Genomic DNA, 20,702 nt, shown 5'->3' on the forward strand with positions numbered 1-20,702 from the left:
ACCTGTATATGAAAGTTCCGAATAACGTTTCTCCCTCCATCGTGACGCGCAACATGTCGGAGTTCGCGCAAGACACCGGCAACGTGTACGAGTCTATTGCCATCATCTCGAAGCGTGCCAACCAACTGTCGGTGAAGCTGAAAGAAGAGTTGAACGGCAAGCTGGCTGAATTTGCTACCACGGTTGACAACCTCGAAGAAGTGTTCGAAAACCGCGAGCAGATTGAGATTTCCAAGCATTACGAGCGTTTGCCTAAGCCTACTAACCTCGCTATCGAGGAGTTTTTGGAAGGCAAGGTATATTTCCGCACGCCGGAAGTTGACAACGACGGCAACCTGCTCGAAAACGAGTAGTTGTCTCCCCGCGCATGGCACTGCATAACCGTAAGATTCTGCTGGGCGTGTGCGGGAGTATTGCCGCGTATAAATCGGCCGCGTTGGTGCGGCTACTCGTGAAAGCCGGGGCCGAAGTGCAGGTAATTCTGACCGCTTCGGCCTCGGCTTTTGTGACGCCGCTCACCCTGGGTACGCTCTCCAAGAAGCCAGTATTACAGGGCTTTTTGAAAGATGAACGGGCCGGCGAGTGGCACAACCATGTGCACCTGGGCCTGTGGGCCGATGTGCTGCTGGTAGCCCCGGCCTCGGCCAACACCATCGGCCATTTTGCCCATGGCCTCTGCGACTCGCTGCTGGATGCTGCCTACCTCTCAGCGCGCTGCCCCGTGTTTCTGGCCCCCGCCATGGACCTGGATATGTACCAGCACCCAGCTGTAACAGCCAACTTAACGGCGTTGCGTAGCTACGGCAACCACGTACTCGACTCGCCCAGCGGCGAACTAGCTAGCGGCCTTTCTGGCCCCGGCCGCATGCTGGAGCCCGAAGAAATTGTAGCGGAGCTAGAACGGTTTTTCGAGTAAGAGGGGGTAGTTGTTTGCTCTATCATCCTGAGCTTGCGAAGGACCTTCTCACGTTGGAGCACATTCGGAGTCAGTGTATAGGTTCGTTATATTGTTGCGTCTCACCCCCGGCTCCCTTTCCAAAAGAGAAGGAGCCAATCGACAAGGACTGTACGTTAACTCTGAAATGACTCGGGGACGAGTTGTTCTAGTGTGATAAGGTCCTTCGCTCCGCTCAGGATGACAGAGAGGATTCATAATTTTTAATTCATAATTTTTAATTGAATATCCTGCTCACTGCCGGCCCTACCTACGAACCGATGGACCCTGTGCGGTTTATCGGCAACCGCTCGACGGGCAAGATGGGCTACGCGCTGGCTGACGCTTTTGCAGCAGCTGGGCACACCGTTACACTAGTGAGTGGTCCCACGGCCCTGCCTGTGCCTACCCACCCAGCCATCCAGACGGTGCGAGTAGAAACCGCTGCGCAGATGTATGCCGCCGCCGCCGAGGCCGCACCCACAGCGCAGATCTGGGTGTTTGCGGCTGCCGTGGCCGACTACCGTCCCGCCGAGGTAGCCCCCGAAAAAATCAAGAAAGCCGGTGATACGCTCACGCTCACGCTGGTCAAAAACGTGGATATTGCGGCTACGCTGGGAGAAACCAAGCGCGCTGAACAATTTTCGGTGGGTTTTGCGTTGGAAACCAATAACGAGCAGGCGCACGCGCTGGAAAAGCTTCGCCGCAAAAACTTTGATGTGGTGGTGCTCAACTCCCTACGCGATGCCGGGGCTGGTTTCGGCCACGATACCAACAAAGTAACCCTGCTCACGGCCGATGGCGTGGTCACGACGTCGGACTTACTACCTAAATCTGCCGTGGCGCAGGATATTGTTCAGTTTGTGCTTGCTCGTTATGCTCAATACGCGTAAACTACTGTCGCTGTGTTTGTTGTTGCTTGCTTGCCTGTGCACATCGGTAGCGCAGGCACAGGAGCTGCTAGCTGATGTGCGCGTGACGACGGAAAACGTTACGGTATCGGATCAGCAAATCGTGCTGCAAATGCAGAACGACATCCAGAACTTCCTCAATACCCGCGCCTGGACCAACCAGACCTATCGACCAGAGGAAAAAATCCGGTGTAAGTTTTTCGTGGGACTAACGGGGATTCCGCAGACGGGCACCTACACGGCCACCGTGCGCATTATTACCACGCGCCCTGTGTACGGCACCGGTTACGAAACCAACGTTATGTCGATTTCCGACCGGGGGTGGCTGTTCAACTACTCACCTCAAAATCCACTGGATTTCTCGGAAAACACCTTTGTAGGCAATCTATCGTCGCTGCTGAGCTTCTACGCCTACATCGTCATCGGCATGGATCAGGACAGCTTTGCCCGTTTGGGCGGCACGCCTTACTACGACCGAGCCCGCAATATTCTGTTGGCGGCCGCGTCGCAGACGGTCACCAACGAGTCGGATGGCGGATGGAAGGATGGGGAACCACGCAACCGTTACTGGCTGCTCACGAACCTGCAAGATCCTCAGCTTGAGGCATTCCGTACGGGTTCATACGCCTACTACCGGCAGGGTATGGACGTCTTTATCGAGAAGCCCCAAGACGCCCGCGCCAGCATTCTAACGGCCCTGACGGGTATTCAGGCAGCTGTGTTGCGGCGGCCGGGCACGCTGGTGGCGCGCTCCTTCTTCGATACGAAATCCGACGAAATCGCCAATATTTTTCGTACCAGCCAGGACCCACAGCAGAAACAGCAGGTAGTAAATATGCTCGGCGAAATTGACCCGACAAATACGGCTAAGTATCAAGCTATTTTGCGGTAGGAGGTAGAATAAGCAAAACGTCATTTCGACCACAAGGAGAAATTTTGGCTGCTGACGCATTCAAGTAATTTGTATACTTCCGTCAGCACGCGAGATTTCTCCCTGTGGTCAAAATGACCGATGGGAGGAAAATCAGTATTTTCTACTAAAAAAATTGGTGAGCTCTTGTAAGTTGCCCGCAATCAGCTAATTTTATTAGCTGATTGCGGGCTTTTGCATGAAGAAAGCCTAGTCGAACTCTACTGGTTGAGCTGCTGATAGCCCGACTGGCCCACCTTTCCAGCTTCTATCTACTCCCATGTTAGTTGATCTGCGCATTAAGAATTATGCTCTCATTGAGCAATTGCAGCTACAGCCTTCGGCTCTGCTGAATATCATTACCGGCGAAACCGGCGCCGGCAAATCCATCATGCTGGGCGCTATTGGGCTGCTGCTCGGCAACCGCGCCGATTCTAAAATGCTCTTCGACACGGCTAAAAAGTGCGTGATTGAAGGGCAGTTTGACATTAGCGGCTACCAGTTGCAGGACATCTTCGAGGCGGAAGATCTGGACTATGACGCGCAGTGCATCCTGCGCCGCGAGATTAGTCCGGCCGGCAAATCGCGGGCGTTTGTGAACGATACGCCGGTGACACTGGATGCTCTTCGCAAAATCGGGGCAAACCTGATGGACATTCACTCCCAGCACGATACGCTGCTGCTTGGCGACGCGGTGTTTCAACTCAACCTGCTAGACTTGTACGCCGGCCTAGTGCCTACCCGCGCTCAGTATGGCACCGCCTACCGCCAGTACCGCAAGCTGGAAGCCGACCTCAAAAGCGTGGAAAGCCAAGTGGCACAGGCCAATAAAGAGCTGGATTACAACAGTTTTTTGTTGAATGAGCTGGAAGAAGCCCGCCTCGATACGGAAGACCAGGAGGCAATGGAGCAAGAAATAAAACAGCTGGAGCACGCCGAGGAAATCAAGTTCAAGCTGACGCAGGCCTTGCAGGCCCTCACCGAAAGCGAGTACTGCGCCACCGGCAGCATGAAGGAAGCTGCCAGCCTACTCGGCCAGGTTTCAACCTACGCCGACGCGTTCAAAGACCTGAAAGTGCGCCTCGATAGCTGCCTAATTGAGCTGCACGACATTGCCGACGAGGTAGAAACCGCCGAACGCCGCACCGAGGGCGACCCGGCCCGCATCGACGAGCTGCAAGGCCGCCTTACTAGCCTCTACAATTTGCAGCGCAAACACCAGGTGCGCGACCTGCCAGGACTGTTAGAGGTGCGCGAAGAATTGCGCGAAAAAGTAGGTTCGGTGCTGAATCTGGATAAGGAAATCAGCCGACTACGCCGGGATACCGAAGGGGCGCTAGCCACCGTAACGCGCCGAGGGGCTCAGCTCTCGGAGCAGCGCCAGCGCAGCTTCCCCAAGTTTCAGAAGGAGCTGGCGTCTCTGCTCGCCGATTTGGGCATGCCTAACTCGCGCATTGTGGTGCAGCACAGCGTGGGCCAGCCCACCACCAGCGGTATCGACGTGGTAAGCATTCTGTTCACGGCTAACAAAGGTGCCCAACCCCAAACGCTGAGCAAAGCCGCATCGGGCGGTGAATTCTCGCGGTTGATGCTGTGCATCAAGTACATGCTGGCCGATAAAACGGCCCTGCCCACCATCGTGTTCGATGAAATCGACACCGGTATCAGTGGAGAAATTGCGGTGAAGGTAGGGCGCATGATGCAGCAAATGGCCAAGAAGCACCAGCTGATTGCCATTTCGCACCTGCCGCAAATGGCTGCCGCCGGCGACTCGCACTACTTCGTGTACAAGGAAGACCGCGCCGACCGTACCATCAGCCGCATCCGGGAGCTAACGTTGCAGGAACGCATCCGCGAAATTGCGCAGATGATTTCCGGCGCCAACCCCAGCGAATACGCCTTCCAGAGCGCCCGCGAGCTGCTGGCCATGCGCGGCGAGGAATTGGTAGGGTAGGCGGTGGACTGGTGAAGTCTTGAACGTCATGCTGAGCTTGTCGAAGCATCTCTACTGATAGTAGTTAATTACTCACGGTAGAGATGCTTCGACAGGCTCAGCATGACGTTCTTATTTTTTTTACCTCCTTTGTACTCTGAATCCTCATACTACCCAACTTCACCTCATGCCTAATCTACTCGCTGGCAAAGTCGGCATTATCTCCGGCGCCCTCAACGAAAAATCAATTGCCTGGAAAGTGGCCCAGAAAGCCCACGCCGAGGGCGCCCGCTTCGTGCTGACCAACGCCCCGCTGGCTATGCGCATGGGCGAAATCAACGCCTTGGCCGAGGAGTGCAACGCCCCCATCATTCCGGCCGATGCTACTTCGGTGGAAGACCTGGAAAAGCTGTTCTCGGGTGCGCAGGAGCAACTGGGCGGTAAGATTGACTTCGTGCTGCACTCCATCGGCATGTCGCCGAACATCCGCAAGGGCAAGCACTACGGCGAGCTGAACTACGACTGGTTCCAGAAGACGCTGGACATCTCGGCGCTGTCGCTGCACAAGATGCTGCACGTGGCCGAGAAGCAGGACGCCCTCAACGAGTGGGGCTCGGTGGTAGCCTTGTCGTACATCGCCGCCCAGCGCGCTTTCCTCGACTACACCGATATGTCGCAGGCCAAAGCCGTGCTCGAAAGCATTGCCCGCAGCTACGGCCAGCGCCTGGGTAAGCAGAAAAAAGTGCGCGTGAACACCGTCTCGCAGTCGCCTACCAAGACGACAGCTGGCGCCGGCATCAGCGGTTTCGACGCGTTCTACGATTACGCCGACAAGCTCTCGCCTCTCGGCAACGCTCCCGCCGAAGCCTGCGCCGACTACTGCATCTCGCTGTTCTCGGACCTCACGCGCTACGTGACCATGCAAAACCTCATGCACGACGGCGGCTTCAGCACCACCGGCATCTCGGAGGAAATGGTAGAAGTACTGACGAAAGCTAGTTCGTAAGCGGTTGTTGTTTATATAGAAAGCCTGACCGAATGGTCAGGCTTTTTGTTTGTTTATTAACATATATATGTTATTGTTCTACAAATAAATTAATATTAACGCTGTTAAAAATATATATATTATTTGTGTATCACAGATTGTATTGTGCTTTTATAAATATTGGTTTGAAATATGTGTTGATAATGCTAATTTTTTTTAATACGTTAATAACAAAATTTTGAAAAAACTTTTTACATTGGTATTAATCGTATCTATGGCTTCTTTAGTTGGAGGCCTTTACGGTGTTGTGCACGACCAGTTGACTTATACAATTTCACCTGAGTACTATACAAAGTTTAAATTTTATCAATTTGGACTTATGGATATGGGAAATGAAGCAATTTTTCCTAATCCAAGATTTGAGGTTTCTGCTGTTGGGTTTATGGCAACTTGGTGGATGGGTTTGTCAATTGGTTTAATTCTTGGACTTGTTGGGCTTATTCATAAAGATAGTAAGCGAATGTTTTATGTGACTATGAAATCAATGATGATAACTATTATTACTGCTTTTGCTATCGGGCTTATCGGTCTTGTGTACGGAAAAATTTATTTGGCAGAGGTTGGAGTAAATTGGTGGTTGCCTGATAATTTAGTTGATAAAAATAATTTTATAGCAGTTGGATCAATGCACAATTTTAGTTATCTGGGCGGATTGGTCGGATTGATAGCAGGAGCAGTCTATAGCATAAATCGAAAAAATAAAAAACAAAATATCAACTATACGTAATAATGATATTATTGAAAAGTATTAATGTTAGCTTTAAAAACATAGTTCAAGCAAACAGAAATACATTAGGCTCTACATTATTGACGTACAGCGCCCTACCCTTCATGCAACGGCGCAGCCGATAACTGAAATACATCATGCAGCGCTTGCTTGGCGGCGTGGTAGCCGCACATGCCGTGCACGCCCCCGCCGGGAGGGGTAGCCGAGGAACACAGGTAGAGCCCTTTGGCGGACGTGCGGTAGGGGGAGGCACGTAGGGCCGGGCGCGTGAAAAGTTGGCCAATGTCCAACACGCCGCCGTTGATGTCGCCGCCCACGTAGTTGGGGTTGTGGGCTTCCATTTGGGCCGTATCGAAGGTGTGGCGGCCGATGATCCGGTCACGGAAGCCGGGGGCGAAGCGCTCTACTTGTTGCTCGATGGCGGCCGTCATATCGATGCGGGAGCCGTTGGGCACGTGGCAATAGGCCCAGGCCGTGTGCTTACCGGCTGGGGCGCGGGTAGGGTCGAAGAGGCTTTGCTGGGCCAATAGCACAAATGGCCGCGTGACGTGGTGGCCCTGGGAGGTGGCCCGTTCACCGGCAATAATTTCCTCGCGGGTGCCTCCCAGATGAATAGTGCCGGCTTGTCGGCACTCGGGGGCGGTGAAGGGAATAGGAGCATCCAGGGCCCAATCGATTTTGAACACGCCCATGCCGTAGCGGTAGCGCCGCAACTGCCACTGGTATACAGCGGACAGACTGTGACCAGCTATCTGCAACAGCTGTGTGGGCGTCACGTCGAGCAGCACTGTGCGAGCTTGGGGCAGTTGGTCGAGGGAGCGTACGAAAGTGCCGGTTTCCACGGTGCCGCCCAGCGCCCGGAAGTGCGCCACCAGCGCATCGGCAATGGACTGCGAGCCGCCCTGGGGTAGGGGCCAGCCGCCGCGGTGGGCCGCTATCAACAATACCAGGCCAATAGCCGAGGTAGTGAGGTTGCTGAGCGGCTGAATGGCGTGGGCGGCCATCCCGGCAAACAAGCCCCGCGCTTCTTTCTGCTGAAAATAGCTGGTGAGCACGGAGGCCGGTAGCATGGCCGGCGCACCAAACTGTGCCATCTGGAGCGGATGTTTAGGAAAATGCAGCGGAGCCAGCACGTCGTTGGCAATGGCGGGCCAGCTAGCTATCAGTGGCTCCAGGAGCTGGCGGTAGCGCTGCTCGTCCTGGCCCAGGTGGCGCGCTGTATCGGCCAGGAAGTTATAGACCGCGGCAGCCGTGCCACCATCGAAGGGGTGGGCGGCGGCTACGGGTGGCGTGAGATATTTCAGGCCGTAATGGGCTAGGGGTAGGGTTTGGAAGAAAGGCGAGCCAACAGCCAGCGGATGGATGGCCGAGCAAATGTCGTGGCGGAAACCGGGGAGCGTCAGCTCGGCCGTGCGCAGGCCACCGCCCAACTCGCTCTTGCCTTCAATCAGCAGCACTGACAAACCGGCTTGCTGGAGCGTAATGGCGGCGGCCAGGCCATTGGGGCCGGAGCCAACTACTACGGCATCGTATCTGGAATCGGGCATAATGGCTCGGGTAGGGTTGTTGGCTATACGAGGGTAAGGGCAGGGTAGGCTGTTTTGCACATCCTGTGTCCCAAGTCTGAAGCCCTAGGCTAGACACCGGGACGTTGGTATGAAACCGATCCATAGCCCCTGGGACACAGGGTGCGCTAAAATACTGCGTTTGGCAACGTTCCCGTAGAAAAAAGCGGCGTGCTGCTTGGGAAAGGTAGGGCAAACCGGTAGTATGTACTTCGTCCTACCCATCTCCCACCTATGAATCATCCGTTGTTTCGGCTCGCGGGAGCCGTATTGCTGCTGGCGTTGCTGGCCTTTGGGCCGCCCAAAAAGAACATCACCGTGTATTTGGTCGGCGACTCTACTATGTCGATCAAGGAGCGCAAGGCCTACCCCGAAACGGGTTGGGGAATGCCGTTTACGGTGTTTTTTGACGAAACCGTGACCGTGGACAACCGGGCGCAAAACGGGCGCAGCACCAAAACCTTCCTCACCGAAAACCGCTGGCAGCCCGTGGCCGCCGCGCTTAAAGAAGGTGACTACGTATTTATTCAGTTCGGCCACAACGACGAGGTGCCGACGAAGAAAAGTTACACACCCGAAGCCGACTACCGCGCCAACCTAGTACGCTTCATCACCGAAACCCGCGCCCGCAAGGCTACGCCCGTGCTGCTCACGCCGGTAGCGCGCCGCAAGTTCGACGCAAATGGCAAGATTGAAGGCACACACGACACCTACTCGGCCCTGGTGCGGACCATTGCGCAAGAGCAAAAAGTGGCATTCATTGATCTGGACCGCGAAAGTCAGGCGCTGTTGCAGCAGTTTGGAGAAGAAAATAGCAAGCTGCTATTCAACCACCTGGCGCCTAGTGAGCACCCTAATTATCCTGATGGCCGCGAAGACAACACGCACTTCTCGGAGCTGGGCGCCCGCAAAATGGCCGAGCTGGTACTGGCCGATATTCGGGCGCTGAAGATGGAACTGGCTGACCGTATTGTGCAGCGCGAATCCAAGAAGACCGTGGATGCGCAGGCGCGGTAGGGTAGAGAACATAAACGTATAGAAAGACCACCGTATGTCATACATGAAAAGCATTGGGCTTTTGGTCCTGCTGGGGCTACTTGCCTTTCGGCTGCCGCCTACCCACAGAACCACCGTCTACCTGATTGGTGATTCTACCATCGCCCAGAAAATACCGCAGACTTTCCCGGAAACCGGGTGGGGTATGCCGCTGCCTACTTTCTTCGACTCGACAATTGTAGTGGCCAACCATGCCAAGAATGGCCGCAGCACGCGTACGTTTCTGGCAGAAAACCGCTGGCAGCCCATTGTAGAAGCCTTGCAACCCGGCGACTACGTATTCATTCAATTCGGGCACAACGACGAGGCCGAAAATTACCCCGACCGCTACACCTCACCCGCCGACTACCGCAAAAACCTGCTGAAATTTGTGGCTGAGACGCGCCGCAAACAGGCGTATCCGGTGCTGATTACGCCCGTCACGCGCCGCAAATTCACGCAGGGAAAGCAGCAGGAAACCCACGTAGCTTACTCGGCTGTGACGGCGGAGGTGGCTAAGGCGCAAAAAGTGCCGCTCATCGACCTCGACAGGATGAGCCGGGACCTGTTGCAGCAGTTTGGGGAAGAAAATAGCAAGCTGCTCTTTCTGCAACTCGCGCCCGGCGACCACCCCAATTACCCCTACGGTCGCCAGGACAACACACACTTCTCGGAGCTGGGCGCCCGCAAAATGGCGCAACTCGTGGTGAGTGAGTTGAAAGCGCAGCGCATTCCACTGGCCGACCACCTGGCCCGGCCCCTACCCAAAAACGCGGTGCCCCCCACCAAAGGCCCCGATACGCAACCCACTACCCCATGAAGCACCTGATTTTACTGTTCTGCCTATTCAACGCATTGCTAACCCAACGGGCCTTTGGCTACGATTTCGTGGTGGCGCAAGATGGTAGCGGGCAGTTCCGCACGGTGCAGGCCGCTATTGATGCCGTGCCGGATTTTCGGAAGAAAGTCACCACTATCTTCATCAAAAAGGGCACTTACAAAGAGAAATTGGTGCTGGCGGGTACTAAAAATCTCGTCCATTTCATTGGGGAGGATGCTCGCGCTACCATCCTCACTTACGACGACTACAATCAGAAAAAGAACCGCTTCGGCGAGGACAAGGGTACCTCGGGCTCGGCCAGCATCTATGTCTTTGGTACCGATTTTTCGGCTGAGAACCTGACGTTTCAGAACTCGTCGGGGCCGGTGGGGCAGGCCGTGGCCGTGTGGGTAGCCGGCGACAAAGCCCGGTTTAAGAACTGTCGCTTTCTGGGGTTTCAGGATACGCTCTACACCTACGGTTACGGTAGCCGGCAGTATTACCAGGACTGTTACATCGAGGGTACCACCGATTTTATCTTTGGCTCCAGCACGGCGTGGTTCGAGCGTTGCGAGATTTTCTGCAAGAAAGGCGGCTCCTTCGTCACGGCTGCTTCTACCCCCGATACCACCCGCTACGGCTACGTGCTCAACCACTGCCGCCTGACTGGCAACGCCCCCGCCAACAGCTACGCCCTGGGTCGCCCGTGGCGCTCCTACGCCAAAACCGTGTACCTGCACTGCGAGCTGGGCAACTTCATTAAGCTGGAAGGCTGGGACCCGTGGGGCAAGGAGGAAAACAAGCGCACCGCCTACTACGCCGAGTACCAAAGCACTGGCCCTGGCGCCGCGCCCAAACAGCGTGTGCCGTGGGCGCATGTGCTCACCGAGCAGGAGGCCCGGCAGTACACCCTGGCTACCGTGCTGCGGGGCTGGGACCCTACCCAGGACTAAGGTTACGTTATCACTGGCTATGCATCATAAGATACTCTGCGTCGTACTTAGCTTGTTGCTGTTGCTGCGGGTAGGCGCGTGGGCGCAACACCATGCCGTAGCCCCTAGCCTGATAACGGTGGCATCGGACGGCAGCGGCACGTACCGCACCATTCAGGAAGCCGTGAATGCTGTGCCCAACCAGTCGCAGCAGCAGGTAGTGATTCATGTGAAGCCCGGCATCTACCGCGAAAAACTGGTGGTGCCTACCCTCAAAACCCATATTTCCTTACTCGGCGACGACCCCGCTACTACCATTATCACGTTCGACGACCATTCGGGTAGTAACGGCATCGATACCTACTCCTCGCATTCGGTGCTGATTCAGGGCAATGATTTTGAGGCCGCAAACATTACGTTTCAGAACACGGCGGGCCGTACGGCGGGTCAGGCTGTGGCGCTGCACGTAGAGGCCGACCGATGCGTATTCCGTAACTGCCGCATCCTCGGCGACCAGGATACTTTGTTTCTAGCGGCTGGTCATACCCGGCAGTACTTCTACCGCTGCACCATTGAGGGCACTACCGATTTCATCTTTGGTGCCAGCACGGCGGTGTTTGAGCAGTGCACCATCGTCAGCAAGAAAAACTCCCACATCACGGCCGCTTCCACGCCGGAAGGACAGCCCTACGGCTTCGTTTTTCTGCACTGTCGGTTACTGGCCGATTCTACGCTGGCAACCAATGTGTCGCTGGGGCGGCCGTGGCGGCCCCATGCCCGTGTGGCCTACCTCTACACAGAAATGGGCCGGCACATTCGCCCGGCAGGCTGGGACAACTGGAAAAATCCGGACAACGAAAAAACGGCCTCCTACCTCGAGTACCGCAGCACTGGGGCCGGTGCTCAGCCGCAGCAGCGTGTGGCGTGGGCGCACCAGCTCTCCGCTAAAGAAGCGAAGCGCTACACCGTAAAGCAAGTTTTAACAGGCCTGGATAAATGGCAGCCGGGCAAGGTCGCGCCTACGTTTTCACTACAACCCCAATCCTAGCTGCCGCCCTACCATATCGGCCTCCGTTTCCAACCCCGATAACGAGACGCCCAGCAGGCGCACGCCTTTGGGCATGGGTAGGAGGGCCGTTAGCAGCTCGTGGCTGATGCGCATCACCGTGGCTACGTCGGCCAGGGGGGTAGGGAAGCTACGGGAGCGGGTAATCTGTTGGAAGTCGGCGTATTTCACTTTCAGCGTGACGGTGCGGCCGCGCAGACCGGTTCGCTCGCAGTGCGTCCAGACTTTTTCCAGGCAGGGTTGCAGGTGTTCGGTGAGGTCGGGTAGGGTAGTAAGGTCGCGGGCGAACGTGGTTTCGGCGCCGATGGATTTGCGCACCCGGTCGGCCACCACGGGGCGATGGTCCTGGGCCCGCGCAATAGCAAAGTAGTGCGAGCCTGCCTTGCCGAAGTGCTGCCGCAGAAACGCCTCCGACTGCTGGCGCAAATCCCAACCCGTACGAATACCCAGCTGCTCCATGCGCGCCGCCGTCACGCGCCCGATGCCGTGAAACTGCCCTACTGCCAGCTGCTCCACAAACGCCAGCCCCTCGTGCGGCCGAATGACGAACTGCCCGTTGGGCTTGCGGTAATCGGACGCCAGCTTCGCTAAGAACTTGTTGTAGGAAATGCCCGCTGAGGCCGTCAACTGCGTTTGCGCCAAGATTTTCGCTCGTATTTCCTCCGCAATGCGTGTGGCCGAGGGTAGGTTATAGCGGTTCTGAGTCACATCGAGGTAGGCCTCATCCAGTGAGAGCGGCTCAATCAGCTCAGTGTAATCGGAGAAGATGGCGTGAATCTGCCGCGATACGCCTTTATATACCTCAAAGCGCGGCGGCACAAACAGCAGCTCCGGACACAGGCGCCGGGCCGTGGTGGCGGGCATGGCCGAGCGTACGCCAAACTTCCGGGCTTCGTAGCTGGCCGCGGCCACTACGCCCCGCTCGCGGGCGCCACCTACTGCTAGTGGTCGGCCGCGCAATTCAGGGTTATCACGCTGCTCCACCGACGCGTAGAAAGCGTCCATGTCGAGGTGAATAATCTTGCGGGTTTCGGGCTCCAGTGAGTTCGTCGTCAGCACCCGGCAAAGATACGGCGGGTAGGGGAGAGGAACTATCGGCGTACGATGCAGGTTGGGCGGGTAGGGTACGCAATTTTGCACGACAGTCACCTGCTGTCCCCTCAGCAGGAAGAGGTATCTTTGCTTTCCTGTTTATCCCATTTTCTTCATGCACGCACCCAAATTCGCGGCTTCGCGCTCTTTTCATCAGGAGCTGAAGCGTCGCACCAACGCCTACTTTGCCGAGGCAGGCAAAGCTACCACAGGCGGCAACTCCTTGTTTATCAAAGCCCTGATTTTGACTACCGCTTTTGTGGCAGTCTACGTGCATCTGGTTTTCCTGACGCCGCCTACCTGGCTGGCCGTTGCAGAGTGCTTGCTGCTGGGTGCAATTGGCGCCGCCATCGGCTTCAACGTGATGCATGATGGCGCCCACGGCTCATTCAGCAAAAAGCGCTGGGTGAATCAGTTTGCCGCGTTTACGCTGAATGTAATGGGCGGTAACAGCTTTATGTGGAATATGAAGCACAACCTCATCCACCACATGTACACCAACATCGACGGCGTGGACGATGACCTGGATGCGCAGCCCTGGTTACGCCTTAGCCCCGGCCAACCACGCCGTAGCCTACACCGCTTCCAGCACCTGTACTTCTGGTTTTTCTACGCCCTGCTGTTCATCGCCTGGATTTTCTACATGGATTACCAGAAGTATTTCCGGGGCAAAATTGGGGAGATGCCCATCAAGAAGATGAACGCGTCGGACCAGGGTGTTTTCTGGGGCTTTAAAGCGTTACATCTGGCGCTGTTTGTGGCCCTCCCTATTTATATGGTAGGGTTTGTAAGCTGGCTGGTAGGGTTCCTGCTCTTTATGGCCGTAGCCGGCTTCACCCTCAGCATCGTGTTTCAGTTAGCTCATACTGTGGAGCACGCCGAATTTCCAGTGCCGCACGCTACCACCAACAAATTGGAAGACGAGTGGGCCATTCACCAGATCAAGACCACGGCCAACTTTGCTACCGATAACAAGCTACTTAGCTGGCTGGTTGGTGGCCTCAACTTTCAGGTAGAGCACCACTTGTTCCCTACCATTTCCCATGTGCACTACCCAGCCCTCAACAAGATTATCCGGCAGGTGTGCGAGGAGTTTGGCATCACGTATAATGAGTATCCAAAAATGCGCTACGCCGTAGCCTCGCACGTGGCACATTTGCGCGAGTTGGGTAGGCGGGCATAGCCATCCACTGATTTTGTATATTTGGAGAGTTGCGGTATTTGCCGCAACTCTCTTTTATTTCTAGCTATGAAGACTGTCGTTTTGCATGTGCAACTTCCTGACTCAGTTGAACTTACTGAGCAGCAATTACAAGCGTTGCTATTGGAAAAACTTTCTGAACGTGACTCACCCGCTAAGGCTGACAGTAACGATGCTGCTTCGGAAGCAGTACAGGTACCCGCCAAAGATGCAGCGGATATCCGCCATTTGATTGGGTTGTATTATGCGGAAAAAGCCACCGCTGCTATGGATGCACTATGGGAAGAAAACGGCTGGACAGCCGAAACGATGCAACAATGGCTGCGTGAAAAGATGCGTTCTTCCAGTCGTAAAGCTTCATGAAGGTGGTACTCGATACCAATGTGTTGTTGGTATCTATAAGCCGTCGGTCCATTTATCGACCCATAATAGAAGCGCTACAGCAGCAACACTACGAATTATTAGTAACGAGCAGTATTTTGCTTGAATATGAAGAGATAATAGGGTTGCGTAGTAGTCCAGAAGTGGCCTCCAACTTTCTCAATGCCCTGCAAAATTTTAGCAACGTCCGCGAAGTCATTCCTCATTATCGGTTCCAATTAATCCCGACTGATCAGGACGACGAAAAGTTTGCTGATTGCGCGGTAACTGGACAAGCAGATTATTTAGTTACCGAGGATTCGCATTTTAAAGCACTTATCAAGATTAAGTTTGCTGCTGTGCGGGTACTATCAGCGCAGGAGTTTTTATCGCTATTACCTAACTGACTGCAATGGTAGAAAATACCTTTGAGGAACTGATAACAGAGCCGGAGTTCAAGGTAGGAGCAACGCAAGAGGAACAAGCCCGCCTCAAAGCAAAGATGGACTTTGATTACCCACCCAGTTATCTAGAATTCCTAGCGAGGCATAATGGTGGTGGCGGTTGGTTGGGCAGAGGATGGTTTTCGCTCTACTCCGTTGCAGATGCACTCGATATAAACGCGTTGTGGATGAAGGATGCAGATTACGAAGAGCATTTTATCAACTATTATTGGCTAATCGGCTCTAATGGTAGTCTTTTCACTTATGCCATCGAAAAGGAGACAGGACATTTTGTTGAGTTGGATGTCTTTGATGACGAGTATGCGGTGTATTTGGGAAAAAGCTTTCAGGAGTTTCTTAACTTCCTGCATAAGTTATCATTCAAGCGGTGTGATGAAGACGGGGACTAGGTGCGCAAATGCGAGATAATGTCCTGTTTTACTTGCGCGTAACTTTCCGTATCTTTGCGCCCCTGCCAGGGTGGTGGGCCGGCGCTTTGGCGCTGTGTATCAAGCAAAAACGCGATTCGGAGGCGGGCCCTGCGCCGAACGTGTATAGGAGGGCCACTAGCTAATATGGCAGAAGTAGTAGACAACTTCGACTGGGATAATGTTGGAGCCAGCGGCTTCGGCGGTAACTATTCCGCAGAGGAGCGCACCCGGATGGAGGAAATGTACAGCGACACGCTGACGACCGTCCAGGAAGAAGAAGTAGTACGTGGCGTAGTGGTAGGCATCACCGACCGCGACGTTATCCTGAACATTGGCTTCAAGTCCGACGGACTAGTGCCCGTGTCAGAATTCCGTGACCTGCCCGACCTGAAGCCCGGCGACGAGGTGGAAGTGTTCATTGAGGAGCAGGAAAACGCTAACGGCCAGCTGATCCTGTCGCGCAAGAAGGCGAAGATCAAGCAGGCTTGGAAAGCCATTTACGATGCCCTGGAGAATGACACCATTCTGGAAGGCGTAGTGAAGCGTCGTACCAAAGGTGGTCTGATCATGGACCTGGACGGCGTAGAAGCCTTCCTACCCGGCTCGCAAATTGACGTGAAGCCTATCCGTGACTTCGACATCTATGTAGGTCGTCGCATGGAAGTGAAAGTAGTGAAAATCAACGCTGCTTTCGACAACGTGGTAGTTTCGCACAAAGTCCTGATCGAGAAAGACCTCGAGAAGCAGCGCGAAGCCATCCTCAACAACCTGGAGAAAGGCCAGATCCTGGAGGGCGTTATCAAGAACATGACCAACTTCGGTGTGTTCATCGACCTCGGTGGCGTAGACGGTCTGCTGCACATTACCGACATCTCGTGGGGCCGCATTGCACATCCTTCGGAAGTGCTGCAACTCGACCAGAAGTTGAACGTGGTAGTACTGGATTTCGACGAAGCCAAGAAGCGTATTTCACTGGGCTTGAAGCAGCTGACTCCCCACCCATGGGATTCGCTGCCCGAGGACATGGGCGTAGGCTCGAAAGTGAAGGGCCGCATCGTGAACGTAGCTGACTACGGCGCGTTTATGGAAATCATCCCTGGCGTAGAAGGCCTCATCCACGTTTCGGAGATGAGCTGGAGCCAGCACCTGCGCAACCCGCAGGACTTCATCAAGCAGGGCGACGTGGTAGAAGCGCAGATTCTGACGCTGGACCGCGAAGACCGCAAGATGAGTCTGGGTATCAAGCAGCTGAGCGAAGACCCATGGACTCGTGGCGACTTCGGTACGAAGTACGCCGTGGGCACCAAGCACAACGGCCTGGTGCGCAACCTGACCAACTTCGGCCTGTTTGTAGAATTGGAAGAAGGTGTAGACGGCCTTGTGCACGTGTCGGACCTGTCATGGACCAAGAAGATCAAGCACCCCTCCGAAATGGTGAAGGTGGGCGACCGTCTGGACGTATTGGTTCTGGAGTTGGACGTGTCTAACCGTCGCTTGGCCCTGGGCCACAAGCAGCTGGAGGAAAACCCCTGGGATACATTCCAGACGGTATTCACCCCTGGTTCGGTACACCGCGCTACCATCACCGAGAAGAACGACCGTGGTGCCGTGCTGGAGTTGCCTTACGGCATCGAAGGTTTCGCCTACCCCAAGTCGTTGCAGAAAGAAGATGGCTCGCAGGCTGAGAACGGCGAATCGCTGGACTTCCGCGTGGTGGAGTTCTCGAAGGACGACCGTCGCATTGTTCTCTCGCACACCGCTGTGTACAACCAGTCGGTAGAAGAGGAGAGCCGTGCTTCCAAGTTCAAGAAGAAGACGCCAACTACGGCTGGTGGTGCTTCGACTTCGAATGCTGCCGACGTGAAGAAGGCAACTGCACAGCCCGCTGAGAAATCAACGCTGGGTGACCTGGACGCACTAAGCGCCCTGCGTGACCGGATGATGGGCTCGGAGCGTGAGGCTGGTGAGCAGAAGTTGCAGTCGCAAGCCGGCAAAAAGGCTACCCCTGCTGCCGAGGCTCCTGCCGAAGCTGAAGCTCCCGCTGAAGAAGAGGGCCTGATTGCCCGCGTAACCAAAGCCGCTTCCGACGCCATCGACACCGTAACGCACGCTGCCGAAGACGTAGTAGACCGCGCCAAGCACCTGCTTGACTCGGATGATGAAGCCAACAAAGAAGACAAAGCGTAAGCTGACCTTCTAAGTTGAAAACAAGAAGCCCCGGAGCAATCCGGGGCTTTTTTGTGCGTAATAAAACCTGCTATGATACAGAAGTTTAGTGAATAAAGACAAGAAAAGAAGTGCTTCTATTTGGCAAAAGTCAATTATTGGCGTATGTTTGCGCTCCCAATCCGGTGACGTGACCGAGTGGCTAGGTAGAGGTCTGCAAAACCTCCTACGGCGGTTCGAATCCGCCCGTCACCTCTTCCTGTTTTGCTTGCTTGCCCCGGTCGATTAGCCCCGACCGGGGCTTTTTGCGTTTTACTACCTAAGTAGATAGAAGATAAAGCCGGGCAATTATTCCGGCAAAACCAGCTGTAAGCCCGACATTATCCCTACCTTCTGGCCTTGTCTTGCGTATAGTGCGGGCATACTCCGTTTTTCACCCACGCTTATCGTATGAAGATTGTCGACCTGCGCACCATGCGCGGCCCTAGCTATTGGTCTGTTAAACACACTCGCCTGATTGTCATGAAAGTTGACTTTGGGGAGTTGGCCGGCACCTGGTCGAATAGCGTGTCTGAGTTACCAGAACAACTAGCGGATCTATTCCCGAACCTGGGTATGCCCAATCCGCACCATTCTGCCGAGGCTATCAAGCATCCGCCCCTCACCCGCGACCAGCTAGCTGATGGTGAGCCGTTGGCTTACGTACTGCAACACATGGCACTGGCCTTGCAGCGCCAGGCCGGCATGCCGGTGTATTGGGGCAAGTCCTACCCCGCGCACGAAGCAGGGATGGAGATGGTGGTGTTTGCTTACCGCGAAGAGCGCGCTGGCCGCCAAGCCGCTGAATACGCAGTGGAAATACTAGACGCCCTCTGCAAAGGCCAATCGGTGGATCTGAAGCCCATGCTGGCGGAGCTGCACGACATTCGGGAAGAAGAATACTTCGGTCCCAGTACGCAGAGTATTGTATCGGAGGCGGCTTCGCGCAACATTCCCTACATCCAGCTGGAGAACAGCAACATTATTCAGCTGGGTTACGGCGTGAACCAGAAGCGCATCTGGGCTACTACCACTACCTATACCTGCAATGCGGGTGTAGAAATTGCGGGCAACAAAAACCGCACGAAAGCCATGCTCAAGAACGCGGGCGTGCCTGTGCCCCGCGGCACCACTGTGTACTCGGAAGAGGGTCTGCGGGATGCTATCAACGAGTTGGGCTTTCCCATTGTGACTAAGCCGCTGGATGGCAACCACGGCAAAGGCGCCACCATCAAGATTCAGAATTGGGAGGATGCCGTGATGGGCCTGAAAGCAGCGCAGGAATACTCCCGCGCCGTGATTGTGGAGCAGTTTATTGAAGGCGCCGATTTTCGGTTGCTGGTAGTAAATGGTAAGCTGGTGGCTGCGGCCAAGCGCACGCCCGCCGCCGTAACGGGCGACGGCACGCACACTATTCAGCAGTTGATTGATCAAGTCAACACCGACCCACGCCGCGGCATTGGCCACGAGAAAGTTCTGACGGCTATTAAAGCCGATAAGCACACGCTGGATATCCTGGCGGCACAGCAGCTGACACTGGATTCGGTACTGCTGGCTGGCCAGACAATTTACCTCAAAAGCACAGCCAACATCAGCACCGGTGGCACGGCTACCGATGTGACCGATTTGGTAGACCCCTACAACGTGCTGCTGGCCGAGCGTGTGGCCGGCACCATCGGCCTTGATATTTGCGGTATCGACCTGCTCACCGACGATATTGCGGTGCCGCTCAACGAAACTCGCGGCGCCGTGATTGAGGTAAATGCCGCGCCCGGCTTTCGGATGCACATTTCACCCACCGAAGGATTGCCGCGCAACGTGGCAGCGCCTGTAGTGGATATGCTGTTTCCGCCCGGTGTGCCTACCCGCATCCCCATCATTGCCGTGACGGGCACCAACGGCAAGACCACCACCACACGTCTGATTGCGCACATGGTGGCCTCAAAGGGTTATAAGGTAGGCTTCACGACCACGGACGGGATTTACATCCAAGGCGTGCAGCTGCAAAAAGGCGACTGCACCGGTGGCCAAAGCGCCGAGTTCGTGCTGCGGGACCCTACCGTGAACTATGCAGTGCTGGAAACCGCCCGCGGCGGCATGCTGCGTTCTGGGTTGGGCTTCCACTCCTGCGATATTGCCGTTGTCACCAACGTAGCTGCCGATCACTTGGGCCTGCGTGATATTTACACCGTGGAGGAAATGGCTGCTGTGAAGGGCGTGCTACCCCGTACGGTGCGTAAAAATGGTTGGGCTGTGCTGAATGCCGACGACGATTTGGTGTACCAAATGGGCCACAAGCTCGACTGCCGTGTGGCCTACTTCAGTATGGATGAGAACAACCCACGCATTCTGGAGCACGTGGAGGACGGCGGCGTGGCGGCGGTGTACGAGGAAGGCTACATCACCATCTACAAAAACAGTTACAAGCTGCGCATCGACCGGGCCGTGGAGTTTCCGGTGACGTTTGGGGGTAGAGCTGGCTTCAACATTGAGAATAGCCTGGCGGCGGCGCTAGCCGGTTACCTGGCCGGGTTTGATAAGGACGATATCAAAACGGCGTTGCGCACGTTTGTGCCTTCGGCCAGCAAAACGCCGGGCCGCATGAACGTGTTTAAGTACCCGCAGTTTGAGGTGATTGTGGACTACGCCCACAACACAGCAGGTATCACCAAGTTTGCTGATTTTCTGAATGCTACCGAGGCCACGCATAAGGTAGGCATCGTGTCGGGGCTGGGCGACCGGCGGGAAGAGGATACGTTGGGCTTCGCACGTATAGCCGGGCAGATTTTCGACGAAGTAATCCTGCGCCAAGACCGTGACTTACGCGGTAAAACTGCTGAGGAGCTACGTGAGCTAATGACCCGCGGCCTGCAACTAGACAAGCCCGAGATTCCCATCACCTACATCGAAAACGAGCTGGATGCCATCGACCACGCCCTCCACACTGCCCGCCCTGGCTCTGTAGTGTGCATCTTCACCGAAAACATCAGCGCCACCATCAAAAAGCTGGAGAACCATCAATAAGGATGAAGTTCGTCTGAACCACGAATTCGCTCGGATTTTTCGGATTACGCGAAGTTTATGGACGATTT

Annotated in this window: 19 protein-coding genes and 1 tRNA gene; 18 read left to right on the top strand and 2 right to left on the bottom strand. The window is 55.3% G+C overall.

Annotation, left to right across the window (positions count from 1 at the left end; translation table 11 throughout):
- Positions 1-8 precede the first annotated feature (8 nt).
- The 7 genes from F1C16_RS02315 to F1C16_RS02345 all read left to right on the top strand — a co-directional run bounded on the left by F1C16_RS02315 (position 9) and on the right by F1C16_RS02345 (position 6,460).
- A complete protein-coding gene (locus F1C16_RS02315; RefSeq protein ID WP_185282775.1) occupies positions 9-353 on the top strand; it encodes a DNA-directed RNA polymerase subunit omega in 345 nt (114 codons plus the stop codon).
- Positions 354-367: 14 nt separating this feature from the next.
- Entirely contained in the window at positions 368-916 is a 549-nt protein-coding gene (locus F1C16_RS02320; protein ID WP_185282776.1) for a flavoprotein, read from the top strand.
- A gap of 260 nt (positions 917-1,176) precedes the next feature.
- Positions 1,177-1,827: a phosphopantothenoylcysteine decarboxylase gene (locus tag F1C16_RS02325; protein ID WP_185282777.1), complete on the top strand. Its 651-nt coding sequence runs from the start codon at positions 1,177-1,179 to the stop codon at positions 1,825-1,827.
- Positions 1,811-2,737: a DUF4835 family protein gene (locus tag F1C16_RS02330; protein ID WP_185282778.1), complete on the top strand. Its 927-nt coding sequence runs from the start codon at positions 1,811-1,813 to the stop codon at positions 2,735-2,737. Before F1C16_RS02325 ends, F1C16_RS02330 begins: the two co-directional genes overlap by 17 nt.
- Before the next feature lie 298 nt (positions 2,738-3,035).
- Positions 3,036-4,709, top strand: coding sequence for a DNA repair protein RecN (recN, locus tag F1C16_RS02335; protein ID WP_185282779.1), 1,674 nt, complete (start codon positions 3,036-3,038; stop codon positions 4,707-4,709).
- Between the two features lie 166 nt (positions 4,710-4,875).
- Positions 4,876-5,694: an enoyl-ACP reductase gene (locus tag F1C16_RS02340; RefSeq protein WP_185282780.1), complete on the top strand. Its 819-nt coding sequence runs from the start codon at positions 4,876-4,878 to the stop codon at positions 5,692-5,694.
- 253 nt (positions 5,695-5,947) lie between these two features.
- Positions 5,948-6,460, top strand: a complete 513-nt coding sequence (locus F1C16_RS02345; RefSeq protein WP_258048998.1) for a hypothetical protein — start codon at positions 5,948-5,950, stop codon at positions 6,458-6,460.
- 95 nt (positions 6,461-6,555) lie between these two features.
- On the opposite strand, the gene F1C16_RS02350 is transcribed toward F1C16_RS02345, so the two are convergent.
- Positions 6,556-8,007, bottom strand: coding sequence for an NAD(P)/FAD-dependent oxidoreductase (locus F1C16_RS02350; protein WP_185282782.1), 1,452 nt, complete (start codon positions 8,005-8,007; stop codon positions 6,556-6,558).
- Between the two features lie 252 nt (positions 8,008-8,259).
- Here F1C16_RS02350 and F1C16_RS02355 point away from each other — a divergent pair, with 252 nt between their 5' ends.
- From F1C16_RS02355 to F1C16_RS02370, 4 genes are read left to right on the top strand one after another with little or no spacing between them, the layout of a single operon-like run.
- Positions 8,260-9,042, top strand: a complete 783-nt coding sequence (locus tag F1C16_RS02355; RefSeq protein WP_185282783.1) for a rhamnogalacturonan acetylesterase — start codon at positions 8,260-8,262, stop codon at positions 9,040-9,042.
- Positions 9,043-9,076: 34 nt separating this feature from the next.
- A complete protein-coding gene (locus tag F1C16_RS02360; protein ID WP_258048999.1) occupies positions 9,077-9,880 on the top strand; it encodes a rhamnogalacturonan acetylesterase in 804 nt (267 codons plus the stop codon).
- Entirely contained in the window at positions 9,877-10,833 is a 957-nt protein-coding gene (locus F1C16_RS02365; protein WP_185282784.1) for a pectinesterase family protein, read from the top strand. The genes F1C16_RS02360 and F1C16_RS02365 overlap by 4 nt, the downstream gene beginning before the upstream one ends.
- Before the next feature lie 19 nt (positions 10,834-10,852).
- The gene (locus F1C16_RS02370; protein WP_185282785.1) at positions 10,853-11,860 is read left to right on the top strand and encodes a pectinesterase family protein; all 1,008 of its coding nucleotides are present in this window, start codon (positions 10,853-10,855) and stop codon (positions 11,858-11,860) included.
- On the opposite strand, the gene dinB is transcribed toward F1C16_RS02370, so the two are convergent.
- A complete protein-coding gene (gene dinB / locus F1C16_RS02375) occupies positions 11,843-12,937 on the bottom strand; it encodes a DNA polymerase IV (protein ID WP_258049000.1) in 1,095 nt (364 codons plus the stop codon). The two genes, F1C16_RS02370 and dinB, sit on opposite strands and share 18 nt — an antisense overlap.
- 148 nt (positions 12,938-13,085) lie before the next feature.
- Here dinB and F1C16_RS02380 point away from each other — a divergent pair, with 148 nt between their 5' ends.
- The 7 genes from F1C16_RS02380 to cphA all read left to right on the top strand — a co-directional run bounded on the left by F1C16_RS02380 (position 13,086) and on the right by cphA (position 20,634).
- Positions 13,086-14,153: an acyl-CoA desaturase gene (locus F1C16_RS02380; RefSeq protein WP_185282786.1), complete on the top strand. Its 1,068-nt coding sequence runs from the start codon at positions 13,086-13,088 to the stop codon at positions 14,151-14,153.
- A 66-nt stretch (positions 14,154-14,219) separates the two neighbouring features.
- Entirely contained in the window at positions 14,220-14,534 is a 315-nt protein-coding gene (locus tag F1C16_RS02385) for a hypothetical protein (RefSeq protein ID WP_185282787.1), read from the top strand.
- Between the two features lie 2 nt (positions 14,535-14,536).
- Positions 14,537-14,938 carry a putative toxin-antitoxin system toxin component, PIN family gene (locus tag F1C16_RS02390; protein WP_185282788.1) on the top strand — a complete coding sequence of 134 codons (402 nt, stop codon included), beginning with the start codon at positions 14,537-14,539 and terminating at the stop codon, positions 14,936-14,938.
- Between the two features lie 5 nt (positions 14,939-14,943).
- Positions 14,944-15,384, top strand: coding sequence for an SMI1/KNR4 family protein (locus tag F1C16_RS02395; RefSeq protein WP_185282789.1), 441 nt, complete (start codon positions 14,944-14,946; stop codon positions 15,382-15,384).
- A gap of 165 nt (positions 15,385-15,549) precedes the next feature.
- Positions 15,550-17,592: a 30S ribosomal protein S1 gene (gene rpsA / locus F1C16_RS02400; RefSeq protein ID WP_246601939.1), complete on the top strand. Its 2,043-nt coding sequence runs from the start codon at positions 15,550-15,552 to the stop codon at positions 17,590-17,592.
- A gap of 163 nt (positions 17,593-17,755) precedes the next feature.
- Positions 17,756-17,826: transfer RNA gene (locus tag F1C16_RS02405), tRNA-Cys, on the top strand.
- 195 nt (positions 17,827-18,021) lie between these two features.
- On the top strand, positions 18,022-20,634 hold the full coding sequence (gene cphA / locus F1C16_RS02410; protein WP_185282790.1) for a cyanophycin synthetase: 2,613 nt from the start codon (positions 18,022-18,024) through the stop codon (positions 20,632-20,634).
- The last annotated feature ends 68 nt before the right edge of the window (positions 20,635-20,702 follow it).

It is taken from the genome of Hymenobacter sp. NBH84, assembly GCF_014217645.1.
Lineage (GTDB): Bacteria > Bacteroidota > Bacteroidia > Cytophagales > Hymenobacteraceae > Hymenobacter > Hymenobacter profundi.

Coding starts and splice junctions, on each gene's coding strand:
- F1C16_RS02315 (WP_185282775.1), top strand. CDS start 9: ATGAAAGTTCCGAATAACGTTTCTCCCTCCATCGTGACGCGCAACATG.
- F1C16_RS02320 (WP_185282776.1), top strand. CDS start 368: ATGGCACTGCATAACCGTAAGATTCTGCTGGGCGTGTGCGGGAGTATT.
- F1C16_RS02330 (WP_185282778.1), top strand. CDS start 1,811: ATGCTCAATACGCGTAAACTACTGTCGCTGTGTTTGTTGTTGCTTGCT.
- recN (WP_185282779.1), top strand. CDS start 3,036: ATGTTAGTTGATCTGCGCATTAAGAATTATGCTCTCATTGAGCAATTG.
- F1C16_RS02340 (WP_185282780.1), top strand. CDS start 4,876: ATGCCTAATCTACTCGCTGGCAAAGTCGGCATTATCTCCGGCGCCCTC.
- F1C16_RS02345 (WP_258048998.1), top strand. CDS start 5,948: ATGGCTTCTTTAGTTGGAGGCCTTTACGGTGTTGTGCACGACCAGTTG.
- F1C16_RS02350 (WP_185282782.1), bottom strand. CDS start 8,007: ATGCCCGATTCCAGATACGATGCCGTAGTAGTTGGCTCCGGCCCCAAT.
- F1C16_RS02355 (WP_185282783.1), top strand. CDS start 8,260: ATGAATCATCCGTTGTTTCGGCTCGCGGGAGCCGTATTGCTGCTGGCG.
- F1C16_RS02360 (WP_258048999.1), top strand. CDS start 9,077: ATGTCATACATGAAAAGCATTGGGCTTTTGGTCCTGCTGGGGCTACTT.
- F1C16_RS02365 (WP_185282784.1), top strand. CDS start 9,877: ATGAAGCACCTGATTTTACTGTTCTGCCTATTCAACGCATTGCTAACC.
- F1C16_RS02370 (WP_185282785.1), top strand. CDS start 10,853: ATGCATCATAAGATACTCTGCGTCGTACTTAGCTTGTTGCTGTTGCTG.
- F1C16_RS02380 (WP_185282786.1), top strand. CDS start 13,086: ATGCACGCACCCAAATTCGCGGCTTCGCGCTCTTTTCATCAGGAGCTG.
- F1C16_RS02385 (WP_185282787.1), top strand. CDS start 14,220: ATGAAGACTGTCGTTTTGCATGTGCAACTTCCTGACTCAGTTGAACTT.
- F1C16_RS02395 (WP_185282789.1), top strand. CDS start 14,944: ATGGTAGAAAATACCTTTGAGGAACTGATAACAGAGCCGGAGTTCAAG.
- rpsA (WP_246601939.1), top strand. CDS start 15,550: ATGGCAGAAGTAGTAGACAACTTCGACTGGGATAATGTTGGAGCCAGC.
- cphA (WP_185282790.1), top strand. CDS start 18,022: ATGAAGATTGTCGACCTGCGCACCATGCGCGGCCCTAGCTATTGGTCT.